At 71.6% G+C, this 16,598-nt stretch carries 15 protein-coding genes; 12 read left to right on the forward strand and 3 right to left on the reverse strand.

The genetic code is table 11. From position 1 onward, the window contains the following. The first annotated feature begins 41 nt into the window (after positions 1–41). From AC6RUA_RS00560 to AC6RUA_RS00575, 4 genes are read left to right on the forward strand one after another with little or no spacing between them, the layout of a single operon-like run. Positions 42–584, forward strand: coding sequence for a DUF7288 family protein (locus AC6RUA_RS00560; protein WP_499815463.1), 543 nt, complete (start codon positions 42–44; stop codon positions 582–584). Beyond that, a complete protein-coding gene (locus AC6RUA_RS00565; RefSeq protein WP_499814020.1) occupies positions 572–1,549 on the forward strand; it encodes a hypothetical protein in 978 nt (325 codons plus the stop codon). The genes AC6RUA_RS00560 and AC6RUA_RS00565 overlap by 13 nt, the downstream gene beginning before the upstream one ends. Beyond that, positions 1,546–2,073, forward strand: a complete 528-nt coding sequence (locus AC6RUA_RS00570) for a DUF7266 family protein (protein ID WP_499814021.1) — start codon at positions 1,546–1,548, stop codon at positions 2,071–2,073. Before AC6RUA_RS00565 ends, AC6RUA_RS00570 begins: the two co-directional genes overlap by 4 nt. Beyond that, positions 2,070–3,554, forward strand: a complete 1,485-nt coding sequence (locus AC6RUA_RS00575) for a DUF7289 family protein (protein WP_499814022.1) — start codon at positions 2,070–2,072, stop codon at positions 3,552–3,554. Before AC6RUA_RS00570 ends, AC6RUA_RS00575 begins: the two co-directional genes overlap by 4 nt. Before the next feature lie 72 nt (positions 3,555–3,626). Here the strand turns inward: AC6RUA_RS00575 and AC6RUA_RS00580 are convergent, their stop codons facing one another. Together AC6RUA_RS00580 and AC6RUA_RS00585 are read right to left on the reverse strand one after the other, a co-directional pair. Further along, positions 3,627–4,397: a DUF7289 family protein gene (locus tag AC6RUA_RS00580; protein ID WP_499814023.1), complete on the reverse strand. Its 771-nt coding sequence runs from the start codon at positions 4,395–4,397 to the stop codon at positions 3,627–3,629. Positions 4,398–4,493: 96 nt separating this feature from the next. After that, entirely contained in the window at positions 4,494–5,285 is a 792-nt protein-coding gene (locus AC6RUA_RS00585) for a competence/damage-inducible protein A (protein WP_499814024.1), read from the reverse strand. Positions 5,286–5,399: 114 nt separating this feature from the next. On the opposite strand from AC6RUA_RS00585, the gene AC6RUA_RS00590 reads away from it, so the two are divergent. After that, the gene (locus AC6RUA_RS00590) at positions 5,400–6,986 is read left to right on the forward strand and encodes a hypothetical protein (RefSeq protein WP_499814025.1); all 1,587 of its coding nucleotides are present in this window, start codon (positions 5,400–5,402) and stop codon (positions 6,984–6,986) included. A 49-nt stretch (positions 6,987–7,035) separates the two neighbouring features. Here the strand turns inward: AC6RUA_RS00590 and AC6RUA_RS00595 are convergent, their stop codons facing one another. Beyond that, positions 7,036–7,560, reverse strand: coding sequence for a cupin domain-containing protein (locus AC6RUA_RS00595; protein ID WP_499814026.1), 525 nt, complete (start codon positions 7,558–7,560; stop codon positions 7,036–7,038). A gap of 181 nt (positions 7,561–7,741) precedes the next feature. Between AC6RUA_RS00595 and AC6RUA_RS00600 the strand changes: the two genes are divergently transcribed. From AC6RUA_RS00600 to AC6RUA_RS00630, 7 genes are all read left to right on the forward strand, one after another. Continuing rightward, positions 7,742–9,541: a DUF7408 domain-containing protein gene (locus AC6RUA_RS00600; protein WP_499814027.1), complete on the forward strand. Its 1,800-nt coding sequence runs from the start codon at positions 7,742–7,744 to the stop codon at positions 9,539–9,541. Between the two features lie 83 nt (positions 9,542–9,624). Next, positions 9,625–12,030, forward strand: coding sequence for a VWA domain-containing protein (locus AC6RUA_RS00605; RefSeq protein WP_499815464.1), 2,406 nt, complete (start codon positions 9,625–9,627; stop codon positions 12,028–12,030). Further along, positions 12,027–12,707: a chromosome partitioning protein gene (locus AC6RUA_RS00610; protein ID WP_499814028.1), complete on the forward strand. Its 681-nt coding sequence runs from the start codon at positions 12,027–12,029 to the stop codon at positions 12,705–12,707. The genes AC6RUA_RS00605 and AC6RUA_RS00610 overlap by 4 nt, the downstream gene beginning before the upstream one ends. Further along, positions 12,704–13,576: a DUF7502 family protein gene (locus tag AC6RUA_RS00615; protein ID WP_499814029.1), complete on the forward strand. Its 873-nt coding sequence runs from the start codon at positions 12,704–12,706 to the stop codon at positions 13,574–13,576. The genes AC6RUA_RS00610 and AC6RUA_RS00615 overlap by 4 nt, the downstream gene beginning before the upstream one ends. Continuing rightward, the gene (locus AC6RUA_RS00620; RefSeq protein ID WP_499814030.1) at positions 13,569–14,549 is read left to right on the forward strand and encodes an AAA family ATPase; all 981 of its coding nucleotides are present in this window, start codon (positions 13,569–13,571) and stop codon (positions 14,547–14,549) included. Before AC6RUA_RS00615 ends, AC6RUA_RS00620 begins: the two co-directional genes overlap by 8 nt. Further along, positions 14,546–15,403 (forward strand): DUF58 domain-containing protein, encoded by an 858-nt coding sequence (locus tag AC6RUA_RS00625; protein ID WP_499814031.1) that lies wholly within the window; start codon positions 14,546–14,548, stop codon positions 15,401–15,403. The genes AC6RUA_RS00620 and AC6RUA_RS00625 overlap by 4 nt, the downstream gene beginning before the upstream one ends. A gap of 79 nt (positions 15,404–15,482) precedes the next feature. Next, positions 15,483–16,322 carry an aldo/keto reductase gene (locus AC6RUA_RS00630; RefSeq protein ID WP_499814032.1) on the forward strand — a complete coding sequence of 280 codons (840 nt, stop codon included), beginning with the start codon at positions 15,483–15,485 and terminating at the stop codon, positions 16,320–16,322. Positions 16,323–16,598: the final 276 nt, after the last annotated feature.

The raw sequence follows: 16,598 nt of genomic DNA on the forward strand, positions 1-16,598 counted from the left end.
ACCGCGGGCAGGCCCACACGCTGGAGGCCGTCGTCGGGGCGATGATCCTCCTCTCGTCGGTGGTGTTCGCCCTGCAGGTGACTGCGGTCACCCCGCTCACCGGCAGCACGTCGAACCAGCACATCGAGCGCCAGCAAGCCGCGATGGCCGAGGGTATCCTCGCGGGACACGCCGCCAACGGGACCCTGAAGCCGACGGTGCTCTACTACAACACGAGCAGCGAGGAGTTCCACGGCGCGAGCGACGACGGCTACGTGAACGGCGGTCCGCCGACCGCGTTCGGACGAGCGCTCGACCGGACGTTCCGCTCGCGGGGAATCGCGTTCGACGTGACGGTGTACTTCCTCCGGGACGGAGGGACGCGCGAGCGGGTGGAACTCGTGAACTTCGGAGCGCCGAGCGACAACGCCGCCGTCGTCTCGCGGACGGTCACCCTGTACGACGACGACCGCCTGCGCGACGCGTCGGGTGCGCCGACGGGACCGCGGCTGCGGAACACCGACGACTTCTTCGCGTCCGACATCGCTCCGAACTCGCCGGTGTACAACGTCCTCGAGGTGGAGGTGACCGTATGGCGGATGTGAGTCTCACCCGCCGGCGGGGGGACGGCCGGGGGCAACTCATGCTCGTCGGAGCGCTGGGGCTCGCGGTGGTGTTCGTCTCGCTCGCGTTCCTCCTGAACGCCGCCATCTACACGGAGACCATCGCCGCGCGTTCGACCGGTGCCGGCGCGGGGAGCGTACTCGGGTACCGCGCCGGCGCGGTCGACGCGGCCGGCCGGAGCCTCACGGCGCTCTCGGTCGGGCGAAACGAGACGTACGCCTCGATGCACGCGAACCTCACGAGCGGGATGGCGGTGTGGGCGGCCGCCGCCGGCCGACACCACGCGGCCGGCGGCAGCGTCTCGGACGTCTCCGTCTCCTCGGTGCACGACGGGACGCGAATCGTCCAGACCGACGCCCGGAACTTCACCGACGCGACCGGCGCCCCCGACTGGCGGCTGGTCTCGGACGCGCGGGCACGGAACGTCACGATGGTGGTCGAGAGCGGCGGGACGGCCGAGGTCGCAGACGAGACGCGTTCGACGCTGTCCGGCACCGCCTTCCACCTGAACGTGACGGCGAGCGGAGGGGGGAACTACTCCGTGTACGTCTACCGGACCGCGCCCGACGCGTTCGCGCTCCGCACCTTCGCACCCGGCGGGGCACCGGTCGACGGCGACTCGTGCGCACACACCGGGAGCGCCGTGAGCGTCGACCTCACCGGAGCGACGTTCGGCGGCGCGTCCTGCGACGACCTCGACTTCTTCCAGACGCTCGACGGGACGTACGACCTCTCGTTCCACGGAACCGACCAGGTCGTCGGGCGGTACGCTCTCACGGTGTCGCGCCCGGTCGACGAGGTGGACGCGAGCCACTACGCCGGCTTCGGCGGACCGGGTCCGTACCGGTCGACGGCCGTCTACGCGGTCGAACTGGAGGTCGTGTACCGGAGTCCGTCGGTGTACTACCGGTCCCAGACGCGCGTCGCGCCGGGGGCGGTCCAGTGACCCCCTTCCGCGCTCGCGGGACGGACCGCGGCGTGTCCGTGACGGTCAACTACGTCCTCGCGCTCGCCATCACGGCACTGCTGATATCCGGACTGCTCGTCGCCGGCGGGGACTACCTCGGTGCGCAACGCGACTCGGTGACCCGCCACCAACTCGACGTCTGCGCCGAGCAGTTGGCCGGCGGAATCGGGGACGCGGAACGCCTCGCCGCGACCGGCGAGAACGTCTCCGTCGGGGTCGCCCTGCCGGGAACCGTGGCCGGGAGTCGGTACCGAATCCGCGTGACGGAGGTGACCGAACCCTCGGACCAGCCGGGCGAGTACGTGCTCTCGCTCACCAGCCCCCCGGTCGGGGCGACGGTAGAACTCACCATCCGGTCCAACGTGGCACTCGTCGAGCGGACGGTCGAGGGGGGAGCCGTCGCCGTCACGCTGCGCGACTCGGACGGCGACGGGACCGACGAACTCGTGGTCGAGACCGTCGCGTCGGGAGTGGCGACGCTCGGCGGGGGGGTCGTCTCGTGAACGCCGGGTCGCCGACGGGGCGTGCACAGTCGACGACTATCGGGTTCGTCCTCCTGATCGGACTCACCCTGCTCGGGGCGACGACGGTCGTCGCCCTGGGGGGACAGTCGTTCGACGACGCGAGCCGGGAGACGCACGTCGACCGGGTGGAACACGGAATGACGCAGTTCGACTCGCGGACGGCGATGGTCGCGCTCGGAGGGTCACCCTCCCAGACCGTCCGGTTCGCCTCCGGCGGCGACGGGACGTTCGCGGTCGACGAGGACGCCGGCTGGATTCGGGTCACCCACCACAACTACACCGCGGGGACCGACCACGTCGTCTACGACGCCAGCCTCGGGGCGGTCCGCTACCGGAGCGGCGACACGACGGTCGCCTACCAGGGCGGGGGAGTCTGGCGGAAGACGGGCGAGGGGTCGGTGATGGTCTCGCCCCCGGAGTTCCACTACCGGGACGCGACGCTCACCCTCCCGGTCGCCCGCGTCCGCGGCGACGGCGGAGCCACCGGGTCGGCCGTCGCCCGGATCACGAGCACGAGCCCCGTGCAGAGAGTGTACCCCAACGAGTCGAACGCGTACCCGAACGGGCGCACCTACTCGAACACGGTCCAGAACGGGACGGTCGAGGTGACCGTCCACAGCGAGTACTACCGGGCGTGGGCGGAGTACTTCCGGACGCGAACGGAGGGGACGGTGACGGAGTACGGGACCAACCGAACCGCCCACGTCGTCTTGGAGACGGGCGGAGAGGTCGGGGCGTTCGAACTCCCCTCGCGGACGAACGCCGTGGAGGCGCGCGGCATGGCGTCGGGACACGCCGTTCAGGACTTCTCGGTCGCGCTCAGCCCGGGGAACAACTTCAACAACATGTACTTCTCCTTCTCGGCGTCGAACGCGAACGGCGAGTTCGAACTGTTGATTCACGTCCCCAGCGGTCTCGGCGGGAACCCCTGCAAAGACGGGAGCATCGACGACGCCGTCACGCTGGAGTACGACGTGTACTACGCCGACGACAGCGGCGGACACCACGCGTGGACGAACGGCTCCGTCGACGGCAACGACGGCCCGATTCGCCTGCAGTGCGGCGCGGAGGGCGTCGAGTTACGCGCGGATTTCACCGGAGGGACGCCGCTCACGTACGGCGGGTTCACGACCGAGAACGACGGGTCGACGTGGCGGCACGACTGGGAGGGCGGCGTCCGACCGCACGCCGACTTCAACCACACCGAGAGCGGCGAACCCGTCCGGTTTCGCTCCGGCGACGAGACGAGCAGTCGCCACCTCGTGCGTCACTACCTCGGGCTGCTCGGGCCGGACGTCGACCTGACGGTGAACTACGGTCCCGGGAACGGCCCGCGCGTCAACCCGGACGCCTCCTCCGGAGAACTGGAGTACGACACCGCGCAGTCGCCGCGGTTCGTCACCTACCTCCACGTCACGGAGAGCCGAGTCACGGTCGAGTTCGTCCGGTCGGCCGAGTGACTCCGACCCCTTCTCTACCACCCAACTACCGAGAGTCTCGACGACTCGTCCGACGCGTCCGGCCGCGCCGCCTCACTCCAGCGTCACGTCCACGTCGTAGACGACGACGTACAGCCGGGTCACGTCCGTCGCCGTGCAGTCGAGCGTCCCCGCGGCCGGGACCGTACACGAGAACCCCTCGGATTCGAAGTACCGACGCCAGGGTCGCGTGTGGGGCGTGTAGAGCGTGACGTTCACCGCGTCGTACCGGTCGTTCTCCGCGACGACGACGTCCGACAGCGACCGCTGCGTCCGAACGAGCACCGTCGTCGACCCCCCGACCGACCGAGACCCGGTCACGGACGTCTGGACGACCGGGACGAGTAACGTCCCGTCGTCGGCGACGACGTTCGGCTCCCGGACGAGCGCCATCGTCTCGCGGCCGCGCAGCACCGCCCCACCGACGTATCGGACGCGGTCGGTGGCCCCGTCGGCCTCGTAGACCAGCGGCGTGAGGCTCACGTTCCCCGTGTAGAAGTCGGCCGCGGACGTGGTCCCGGTTCGGTAGTCGCCCGAGACGTTCAGCAGAACCGGGTCGCCGGCCCGGAGGTCCGCTTCGGCGAGCCGTATCTCCGTCGCGCGACTCCGTGCCCCGCGCCGGGTGAGGTCCTCGACGTTGCTCGCGAGCACGTCGAACGCTCGCTGGGCGTTGTCCACCCGCTCTTCGTCGCGCGCCTCCTCCAGGCCGGCGTACCCGACCGCGTACGTCGTCCCGACGGAGACGACCACGAGCGAGAAGACGAGGACGAACCCGACCGTCTCGCTGACCCCACGACTGTCTCCCCACGAGCGTCCCCGAGACACGCCCGTCGCTGCGTCACGTCGGCCGATAAGGGTTGGCCCCCGCGACTCAGAACTGAGAGCCGAGCGGTCACGCGTCCGAGAGCGAGCGGCGGTCCGTCACTCGGCGTCGGACCCGGACTCGGGGTCAGGGGCCGACTCCGATTCGGCGCTCTCCGCGGGCGGGGCCGTCTCCACCCGCTCGCGGAGCCACGCTATCGCCCGCTCCACCTCGTCGGGGTCGGTGCCGGTGACCTTCACGCGGCCGGGGTCGCCGCTCGGGGCGGGGTAGCTGCCGACGGCCACGTCGAACCGGTCGCGGGCCGCCGCGAGCGTCTCGGTCAGCGCTCCCTCGGGAGCGGGGGTGTGGAACGTCTCGGAGACGACGTCGCCGCCGAACTCGTCGGCGACCCCCTCGAACGTGGCCCGCATCTCGGCGGGGACGCCCGGGAGCACGTACACGCCGTCGAGCGCACACCCCGGTGCGAGCCCCGCCGGGTTGTCGAGCGGACGCGCGCCGGCCGGGAGTTCCGCCCACGCCTCCAGGTCGAGGTCGAGGTCGTACTCGTCGACGACGTCCGGGTTCGCCTCCGCGAACGCGCGCGCCGTGTCGGTCACGTCGGCGAGCACGTCGTCGCCGACGACCAACTCGCGGCCGAACGCGTCGGCCACCGCCCGCATCGTCACGTCGTCGTGGGTGCCGCCGAGGCCGCCGGTGACGACCACCGCGTCGAACTCGGCGTTCCACCGCCGGACGTACTCGCCGATGACCGCGGGGTCGTCCGGGACGACGAGGACGCGCGCGACCGTCGCGCCGCGCTCGGTCACCTGCCGCGCGAGCCACGAGGCGTTCGTGTTCTCCGTGTCGCCGGCGAGGAGTTCGTCCCCGACGGTGACGATAGCAACCTGCACGGCCGCCACGACGCCCCCGACCGACAAGAACCCGCGGTTCGCGGACGGCCGGAAGACGCCGCCTACCCGGCGTAGAACAGCCCGAACTAAGGGCCTCCTCGGCAACCGGCACGTATGTCCGGACTCGGCGGTGGCGACGACAGGCGCGTCTTGGCGCTCGCATTGGGCGCGCTCCTCGTCGTCGGCATCGCGGTCATCGGCGGCGGATTGGCCCTCCTCGGCGGCTCTCCTCCTGGGGACGACACGGTACGACCGACGCCGAACGGCACCGATTCGGGCGGCGAGTTCTCCGCGACGACGTCGGCTCCGTCCGACACTGCCGACCCCGCGACGACGGCGGCACCCCCCGAGACGCCGGCGTCGGTCCCGGCGGGCGACCCGCTCGGGGGGACCCGGAGCCTCGCGGACGCCGCGGTCACGGTCGAGGGGGACGGGAGCGACGAACTCGGCTTCGGGACCGCCGTCGGCGACCTGAACGGCGACGGGGTCGACGACGTCGTCCTCGGCGCGCCGCTCCACAACGCCAGCGCGCCCCGGTCGGGTGCCGCGTTCGTCTTCTTCGGTCCCGTCACCGGCGACCGCTCCGTCGCGGACGCCGACGTGACGCTCGTCGGCGAGTCGCGCGGCGGCTGGGCGGGCAACAGCGTCGCGCTCGCGGACGTGAACGGCGACGGCGTCGACGACGCCGTCATCGGCGCGCCGCGCCACAGCGGCGGCGCGCGGAACGGCGGCGCGGTGTACGTCGTCTACGGCGGCGAGAATCTCGACGGCGAACTGTCGCTCGGGTCGGCCGACGCGAAACTCCCCGGACCGGTACCCGACTCGCTGACCGGCTTCTCGGTCGCCGCGGCCGACCTCACCGGCGACGGGCGGGCGGAGGTCGTCGTCGGGTCGCCCCGTGGGAGCACCGACGCCGGGCCCGGCGCGGGGCGGGCGTACGTCGTCGACGGCGAGCGGGCGGGAGCGCTCTCCTCGCTGTCCGAGGCCGACGCGACGCTCGTCGGCGAGACGACGGGCGACGAGGCAGGCTGGTCGGTCGGCGTCGCGGCGGACGCCACCGGGGGCGGCGACCCGGCGGTGCTCGTCGGCGCGCCGCGGAACGCCGACGCCGGGGAGAACGCCGGCGCGGCGTACGTCGTCACCGGGCCGTTCGACGGGCGCGCGTCGCTCGGAGACGCCGGACGCGTCCTCCGCGGACCGGGGAGCGGCGCGCTGGCTGGCTGGTCGGTCGCCGGCCCGGGCGACGTGGACGGCGACGGTACCGGCGACGTGCTCGTGGGAGCAATCGGGTACGAGGGAACCGGTGCTGCGTTCCTCGCGAGCGGCGAGGGGGGGAGCGGGTCGCTCGCGGACGCGACGGCGACGTACACCGGTGCGTCCGCGGGCGACCAGGCCGGGTGGACAGTCGGCGGTGCGGGCGACGTCACCTGCGACGGCCGGCCCGACGTGCTGGTGGGTGCGCCGGGCACCGACGCGGGCGGGAGCGACGCGGGCGCGACGTACGTCGTCACCGACGAGAGTACGTCGCTCGCGGACGCGACGGCGACGTACACCGGTTCGGAGGCCGGCGACGAGGTGGGACACGCCAGCGGGTTCGCCGCCGTCCACGGCGGCGCGACCACGGGGCTCGTCGTCGGCGCGCCGTTCGGCGGCGCCCCCCAGACGGCGCACGTCGTCTACGTCGGCTGTCCGGCGGAGTGAACGTACGAACCGGGCGAGACCGGGGATGGCGCGGGCTGCGGGACGACGCTCACCCCGTCCCGTCGCTCTCGGCGGTCAGCGGGTCGCCGACGATTTCGATGCCGTAGCGGTCCATCTCGTCGACGACTCGCCCCATCTGCGCCGCGAGGTCGGCGTCCGCGTCGTCCGGCACCGTCCACGACTCCGCGGGGCGACCGACCGACGCCCAGAGGCGTTCGAGTCCGGGGTTCTGGACGAACATGAGCCACCGCGTCTCCTCCTCGACCAGGTAGCTGTGCGGGAGACCGTGCGGAGCGTAGACCGTCGACCCGGCCGCCGCGGTGAACCGCTCGCCGCCGACCTCGAAGGTGACGACGCCGTCGAGGACGTAGAACAGTTCGTCGTCGTCGCGGTGGACGTGCAGCGGCGGTGACGCCCCGGCGGGGACGAGTTCCTCTATCATCGAGAACGCGCCGCCGGTGTTCTCGTCCGTCGCTTTGAGCACGGTGAGCGAGCCGAGCGACCAGTACGGGTCGCCGTCGCGCGGGCCGAGCATCCACGCCTCCGGGGGGGCCGAGTCTCGTCCGGTTGCCATGCGTCGTGTACGCGCCCTGACGACGTAGCTGTACGCTCGGGCGGAGGGGAACGGAGGGGAAGGCGACAGAACGGGGCACGGAGCGAGGCTCGCGGCCGGTCCTCGACGCGGCTCGCCGCCGCGCTCGGACCCGACCGACGCAGCGCAACTTCCAAACCCCGGCCGGTCGTGAAGGACGACGATGGTCCTCGACGGCGTCTTCCTCTCCCCGCTCGGCCTCGTCGCCCTCCTCGCGGTCGTCCCCCTGCTGCTGCTGTACCTCATCCGGCCGGACCCCCGCGAACTCGACCTGCCGACGATGCGGTTCCTGCGCGACGACCGGGGGGAAGACGCGTCCAGCCCCATCATGGAGCGACTCAGCCGCGACCTGCTCCTGCTGCTCCAGCTCGCGGTGCTCGTCCTGCTGGCGACGTCGCTGGCGACGCCGTACACGCTCGTCTCCGAGGCGTCGACGGTCGAGGAGACGGTCGTCGTCGTCGACGGGACCGCGAGCATGGCGACGGAGGACGGGGGGACGACGCGCTTCGCCCGCGCCGTCGCGGCCGCGAGCGAGGAACCCACCTCGACCACGTCGGTCGTGTTCGTCGGACAGGAGGGGGAGGTGACGCTCCGCGGCGGGACGTCCGAGCAGGCGCGGCGGGCGCTCGACGGTCTCGCCGTCACCGACGCCGCGGGCGACCTCCGCGACGGCATCGCGCAGGCGACGGCCGTCGCGGGCGAGAACGCCCGAATCGTGGTGTTCAGCGACTTCGCCGACGACGGCGGCTGGGAGGAGGCAGTGGAGGCGGCCCGCGCCAGAGGGCTGCTCGTCGACCTGCGGCAGTTCGCGGGCGGCGGGGGGAACAACGTCGGCATCGTCGACCGCTCGTTCACCGGCACCGACGTGACGCTGACGGTGAAGAACTACGGCGAGACCGAGGCCGAGCGGACGCTCAGGTTCGGGACCCAGCGGCGGACGGTGACGCTCGGGAGCGGCGACGTGACGACCGTGACGCTCCCGGTGCCGACCGGTGGGGGCACCGTCGAGATGACGCCCCGCGACTCGTTCCCCACCGACGACGTCGCCTACGTCGCCGCGCCCGACGACGCCACCATCGACGTACTCCTCCTGACGAACGACCGGAACCGGTACCTCTCGACGGCGCTGTCGGTGATTCCGGAGGTCGAACTCACGGTGGAGGAGCCGCCGGCGAACGTCGAAGGGCGGTACGACGTGGTCGTGTACAGCAACATCGTGGGGGGTCGCCTGCTCCGCGGGAACGTCGAGGACGGCCGGCAGGCGCTCGAGCGCGGCGGCGGGGTGGTCGTCCAGGCGCAGGAGAGCATGCCGAACCGCTACTCGCAACTGCTCCCCGTCCGGACGGGCGAACTCGCGGACTCCCCGTCGGTCGCGGCCGTCGCGAGCGACGAACTCACCCGCGACATCAACTTCCCCCCGCCCGAACGCTACCTCACCGCGGAGCCGACGGCGGACGCGCGGCCGCTCGTCAGACTGGTCGACGGGTCGCCGCTGGTCGCGACGGCCGAGCGGAACGGCGGGCGACTCCTCTACTACGGCTACATGGAGGAGGCGTCCTCGTTCAAGTACAACTACCAGTACCCCGTGTTCTGGAAGCGCGCGATGTTCTACCTCGCCGGCCGCGACCCGCTGCCCGTCTTGAACCGACCGACGGGCGAGACGCTCCGGTTCGACGGGGAGCGGACCGTGACGACCCCAACGGGACGGGTGACCGCGCGGGCGCTGTCGCTGGACCGGGTCGGCTTCTACGCGGTCGGCGACCGCCGGTACGGCGCGTCGCTGGTGAGCGAGTCCGAGTCGGCCGTCGCCGCCGAACCGCTCGAGTCGCGCAACGGCAGCGTCGTCCGCGGCCGCGAGGAGGAGCGGCGGGTGCCGGACCCGCTCACCGAGTGGGTCGCGCTGGCGGCGCTCGGGGTCGCACTGGCCGAACTCGGCGTGCTGCGCCGGCGGGGTGACCTGTGACGCTCCCGCTCGCCGTCGTGACGCGAGCGCTCGCGCTTCAGACCGGGATATCGGACGTCCTGGACTCGCTCGACCCGTCGGGCCTGTTCGAGGCGTTCGAGGCGTTCCAGACCGGGTGGACCGACGGCTGGTCGGTCGTCGTCGACGGCGTCACGGTCGGGGTCGCACGGCCCCTGCTGTTGCTGGCGCTGCCGCTGGGACTGCTCGCCGTGTGGGCGCTCGTCTACCGGAACGCCGACGGCACCGCGACGGCGCGCGAGCGCCGCCTGCTGACGCTCGCGCGCGTCCTCGTCGTCTGTTGTCTCGTCGTCGCCGCCGCCGGCCCGTACACCGTCGAACGGACGGAGACGACCGGCGACCCGCGAGTGACCCTGCTCGTCGACGACTCCGACAGCATGCAGGTGATGCCGAACGCGGGCGAGCGACTCGCCGAGGACGTCGAGGCGGCCGGCGTCCCGGTGACGACGTCGACCATCGCGCAGGGAGCGCGCTCGCCCGTCGGCGACGGCATCGCGGCGAACCTGCGGGAGAACGGCACCGTCGTCGTCGTCAGCGACGGACGCGTCACGGAGGGGCGGGACCTCGCGGAGGTCGGCGAACTCGCCGCGTCGCTCAACGCGACGGTGGCGTCGGTGGCGCTCGACCCGCGCCGGACCGAGCGGTACGTCACCGTCGCCGGACCCGCGAAGACCAGCGCGGGCGTGGAGAACGCCTTCCTCGCCCGGGTGCAGGGAGTCGACCTCGCGGGCGACGCCCGTCTCGTGGTCACCGTCGACGACGAGACGGTGGTCGACCGGCCGCTGGCAGAGGCGGGCGGCAGCGTCGAGTTCTCCCACGCGTTCGACGAGACGGGCTCGCACCGCGTCACGGCGAGAATCGAGGCGGACGACGCGTTCGACGACAACGACGTGTTCCGGAAGACGGTCCGCGTCGTCGAGAAGCCGCGAATCCTCTACGTCTCCCGGCAGGACTACCCGTTCGGGCGCTACCTGGAGGACCTCTACCGGGTGAACCGGACCGACTCCGTGCCCGACGACCTGAGTCCGTACTACGCGGTGGTGGTGCAGGACGTCGCCGCGCCCGACCTGGGGAACGTGGACGCGCTCCAGCGGTTCGTCATCGACGGCGGCGGCCTGCTCGCGGTCGGCGGGTACAACTCCTTCGAGAACGGCGGCTACGAAGGGTCGTCGGTCGCCTCGATGCTCCCGGTGACGATGGGCGAGAGCGTCGGCGGGAGCACGAACCTCGTGCTCGCCATCGACGTCTCCCGGAGTTCCAAGACCGGGATGCGGGTCCAGAAGGCCGTCTCGCTCGACGCGCTCGACCAGCTCGGCGACGAGAACGAGGTGGGTGTCGTCGGATTCAACCGCGAGGCGTACGCCGTCGCCGGCCTCGCGCCGCTCGCGGAGAACCGCGAGCGGGTGACAGACCGCATCCGGCGGCTGGAGAGCGGCGGCGGCACCGACCTCGCCGCGGGCATCCTCGGGGCGGAGGAGATGCTCGGCGGTCGACGCGGCTCCGTCATCCTCGTCAGCGACGGGTACGGCCCGGTCGGTCCGGCGACGGCCGCCGCCCAACGGCTGGGCGAACAGGGCGTCCGCGTCATCGCCATCGGAACGGGGACCAACCCGGACGAGGCGACGCTCCGGCGGGTCGCGGAGGCGTCCGGCGGGAGCTACTTCCGCGCGACCGACACCGACCGCCTTCGGCTGCTGTTCGGCGGCTCCTCCCGGCGCTACGAGGGGGAGACGCTGACCGTCGTCGACCGGAACTCGTTCGTCACGAGCGGCGTCGAGTTGACCGCGAACCCGCCGCGGACGAACGACGTGTCGGTGCGGAGCGGCGCGGACTACCTCGTCGCGTCGGGGTCCGGCAGCCCGGCGGTCGCCTCCTGGCGCTACGGGCTCGGCCGGGTCGCCACCATCACCGCCTACGACGACCAGGGGACGCTCGACGGGCTGTTGACCCCGCCCGACTCGCTGCTGCTCACGAAGTCGACGAACTACGTCATCGGCGACCCCGAGCGCAAGGCGACCGGCGTCGCCGAGGCGGCCGACACGCGCGTCGGCCAGCCGACGACCGTCACCTACCGCGGCGCGGACGCGCCCGAGACCGAGGACGAGGACGTCCCCCTCAGACAGGTCGCCCCCGACACGTACCGGGCGACGGTGACGCCCTCGGAGGCGGGCTACGACTCGCTGTTCGGGGCGACGTACGCCGTCAACTACCGCACCGAGTACGCCGCGTTCGGGCAGGACCCGGCGCTCGCGGACCTGGTCCAGGCGACGAACGGGACGCAGTTCCGCCCGGGACAGGCGGACGACATCGCGGCGTTCGCCCGCGAGCAGTCGACGCGGGTCCGCGACGTCGAGCGGACGTGGGACTGGGCGTTCCTCCTCGCCGGGCTGCTCGTCTACCTGTTTGAAGTGGGTGCCCGTCGAATCCGGGTCTACACCGGACGCACCTCCGACGGTGGTGGGCTCACATGAGTTATCTGGGACGATCCATCAACCTCGCACTCGTGGTCCTCGTGGTCCTCTCGGTCGCGGGAACGGCCGGAGCGTCGCTGTTCTACCAGCACTCGGCGGACCAGCTCGAACGGCAGAACGAGCGGCTCCGCGACCGGAACGCCGAACTCGAAGACCAGCTCTCCACGACGCGCCAGACGCTCTCGAACACGCGAGCGCGCCTCAGGGAGGCGAACGCGACCCTCGAGGACACCGAGGGCGACGTGGGGCAGGTCTCGGACGAACTCGAGCGGACGGAGCGCCAGCTCAGCCAGACGATAAACGAGCTGTCCGAGACGCAGGCGGAGCTCAACGCGACCGAGGCGGAACTGTCGCGGACCCAGGAGGAACTTCTGGAGGCGCGCCAGAACCTCCAGACTGCCACGAGGCGGGTGCAGACGTTGGAGAGCCAGGTGGACAACCTCACGACGACGGTCGAGGACCTCCGCGACGAGCGCGATGACCTCGTCGACGAGCGCGACGAACTGAACGAGACGGTCACCGAACAGCGGGCGGAGCTGGACCGGCTCGAAACCCGCGTGACCGAACTGGAGTCGCAGGTCGAGTCGCTCCAGTCGCAGGTGGACGACCTACAGGCCGACCTGCGGAGCGTCTGTAACGCCATCGAGGGGGAGAGACCACAGGAGTGTCCCGGATGAGCGACGAGTTCGGGTCCGACGCCGACGCGGGGTCGGGGTCCGACCCCGAGGAGCGACGGAGCGCTCCCGGCCGCGAGGTGGCCGACGCGCTCCGCGAGATACGGCGCGAGGCGGTCAAGGTCGCGCTGGTCTACGCCGCCGTCGACGCGGCACTCGCCGTCCTGCTCGTGAACCTCGCGCTCCGGGTCGGCGAGCCGGCGTGGGCGACTCGTCCGGTCGCGCTGGCGTCCGTCGCCGTACCGGTGCCGGTACTCGCCGCGGTCGTCGTCGGCCTGCTCGTGCTCTGCGGCGAAGTCGCGCTCAGGCTCCGCCGCCCGGTCGTCGAACAGTTCGAGGCGGCGAACCCGGCGGTCCGGGAGATGCTCCGGACCGCCCGCGACGCCGTCGAGGTCGACCGGGACTCGCGGATGGCCCGCGCGCTGTACGCGGACGTACTCGACCGCCTCCGCGAGACGTCGAGTTTCGGCCTCGTCGACCTCCGCCGGCTGTCGGCGACGCTGCTGGTGGTCGTGCTCGTGAGCGTCGCCGGCATCCAGGTCGTCCTCGTCGACCTGAGCCTCGCAGGCGACGACCCGACGACCCCCGGCGACGCCGAGGACCCCGACTTCGAGGGGCTGCGCGACGGCGACGAGGTGCTCGGCGAGGCCGAGAACGTCTCGGCGGGCGACAACGACATCGACGCCGAACTCCCCGGCTCCGGCGAGGGGGACGGACCGTCCGGCGGCGTCCCCGGCTCGTACGAGTCGAGCGGGTTGCCGACGGGCGACGTGGAGGGACAGCAGGCCGGCTTCAGCGACTCCGAGCGCGTCGAGGACTCGGAGCTCATCCGCGACTACAACCTCGAACTCCGCAACCAGACAGATGACTGACGACAGCCAGACCGACGGCGGCGAGATGGCCGCGACCGACGATATCGACAGCCTCCAGGACAGCCTCGGGCGCGTGCGCGAGGAGGTCGGCAAGCGAATCGTCGGCCAGCACGACGTGCTGGAACAACTGCTCGTCAGCCTGCTGTGTGACGGCAACGCGCTCCTGGAGAGCAACCCCGGTCTCGGGAAGACGTCGATGATTCGGGCGCTCTCGGAGGCCATCGACCTCGACTTCTCGCGCATTCAGAACACGCCGGACCTGATGCCCTCGGACATCACCGGCACCGAAATCATCCGCGAGACTGCGGGCAGCCGGGAGTTCGTCTTCGAGGAGGGCCCCGTGTTCGCGAACGTCGTCCTCGCGGACGAGATCAACCGCGCGACGCCGAAGACGCAGGCCGCGCTGCTGGAGGCGATGCAGGAGAAGCAGGTGACGGCCGCCGGCGAGACGCACGCGCTGCCCGACCCGTTCTTCGTGCTGGCGACGCAGAACCCCATCGACCAGGAGGGAACCTACCCGCTCCCCGAGGCGCAGACCGACCGCTTCCTGCTGAAGATCCTGCTCGACTACCCCACGTACGAGGAGGAGCGCCACATCGTCGACCTCTACACGGAGGGGACGGCGGCGCCGCCGGTCGAGCGGGTCGTCTCCCGTGAGCAGTTGCTGACGATACAGTCGCTCGTGCGGGAGGTGCCCATCGCGAGCGACATCCGCGACCGGGCCATCACGCTGGTCCGGGCGACGCGCGACTCGCCCGATATCGAGTACGGCGCCAGCCCCCGCGCGAGCATGGCGCTCGTGCTCGCGGGGAAGGCGCGGGCGTTCCTCCGCGGCCGCACGCACGTGAGCTGGGAGGACGTCGAGGCGATGGCGCCGCCCGTCCTGCGCCACCGCATCCTCGTCGACTTCCGCGCCGAACGCGAGGGGACCACCCCGGACGACGCAGTCGCGTCGCTGCTCGCCGACGGATGATCGACCCCGCGTTCCTCGACGAACTCGACCGGTTCCGCTCGGCGCTGAAACGCCAGAGTTCGTCGGTCCGGCAGGGCGAACAGCGCTCGAAGAGCGTCGGCGAGGGGCTGACGTTCAGCGACTACCGCCGGTACGTCCGCGGCGACGACACGCGGCTCGTCGACTGGAAGCTGTACGCCCGGACGGGCGAGTACTTCATCAAGCAGTTCGAGGCCGAGCGGAGCCTCACCGTCCACGTCCTCGTCGACGCCAGCGGATCGATGGCGTACGGGGAGGGTGACCAGAACAAGTTCGAGTACGCCGCCAGACTCGGGCTGGGGTTCGCGTACCTCACGGTCGAGGAGAACAACGACTTCCAGTTCTCGCTGTTCGGCGACCGGGTCGAACGCCTCGACACCGGGCGGTCGAACCGGGGCGAACTGCTCCGGCTGGTCGACCGGGTGAACGAGGTGGACCCGAGCGGCGAGGGCGACTTCGCGGGCGCGCTCGACGGCTACGGCGCCACCATCCGGAGCCGCTCGCTCGTGGTCGTGTTGAGCGACTGCCTCGCCGACCCGGACGCCGTCGAGGCCGGACTGGCGGGCGTGAGCCGCAGCGGGGTCGTGGTCGGGACCGTGCTCACCCCGCGGGAACTCCGTCCGGAGCCGAGCGGGGACACGCTGTTTCGCGACCCGGAGACGACCGAGACGCTCCGAACGTACTTCGGCGGGGCGCGGAGCGCCTCGTACCGCGAGCGCCTCGACGCGCACGTCTCGGCCGTCGAGGAGCGCTGTCGTCGCCTCCGGGCGGCACACACGCTCGTCGACACCGGCGCGGACTTCTTCGACTCGTTCGGCCGCGTCTGGGTCGGGTGACGCCCCGGCACTCCTCGCGGACCGCGCGTCTGCCGCGGCCGACAACGATTAACGCCCGTTGGCCGAATCCGTCGACCGCATGTCTGTTCCGTCCGTGACGCTGCCGAGCGGCGACGAGATGCCGATAGTGGGCGCAGGGACCTGGGACCTCGACGGAGAGGGTGTCGAGAGTTCCGTCCGGGCCGCGCTCGACGGGTCGTACACGCACGTCGACACCGCGGAGGGCTACCGGAACGAGGCCGACATCGGCGAGGTGTTGACCGACTACGACCGCGAGGACCTGTTTCTCACCTCGAAGGTGCTCCCGTCGAACCTCAACTACGACTCGGTCGTCGAGTCGTGTGAGGCGTCGCTGGAGAAACTGGGTACCGACTACCTCGACCTCTACCTGATTCACTGGCCGAACCCGGCCGTCTCGCTGCGCGAGACGCTCGACGCGATGGCGACGCTGCACGAGGAGGGGCTGGTGCGCAACGTCGGCGTCTCGAACTTCAGCGCCTACCAACTCAGCAACGCGCTCCACGTCTCGGACGTCCCCATCGCGGTCAACCAGATCGAGTTCCACCCGTGGTTCCAGCGGCCGGACCTCGTCGACTACTGCCGCGAGTCGGACGTGGTCGTCGAGGCGGCCGCACCCCTCGCCCGCACGGAGATACTGGGCGACGACACCGTGACCGAACTCGCCGAGGAGTACGACAAGACGCCCGCACAGGTCGTGCTCCGGTGGGCCGTCGAGCAGGACGTGGTCGTCATCCCGAAGTCGTCGTCGGCCGACCACATCGCGGAGAACGTCGACCTGTTCGACTGGGACCTCGACGAGGCGGACCGCGAGCGCCTCGACTCGCTCGACCGCGACCAACCGGTCTACGACACGCCAGCGCGCGACTGGACCGGCGACGTGTACGGCATCGCGGAGTAGCCGCCAGTGTCGACCCACCTCGGGGCGCTCCCGGCCCGGTAGACGACCCGTCCCTGAGGGATGGCGGGAACCCCGACGGTCACTGACCCGACTCCCCTCCCTCCGTTCGTCGGCCGAGGGGACGTAGGACCCGACTAGCGCCTTCTCGCCCAACCAGATTCGTCTCGGACGGCCCTCTCGGTCGGTCAGACGTCCGTCACGCGGGTCATAACAAAATCGTGTCGTCTGGACTATCAGTTACCCCCGCCAGCCGTTGCGGTTCGGGCCGGAGTGCCG

The organism is Halorarum sp. SLYT50, assembly GCF_059821265.1.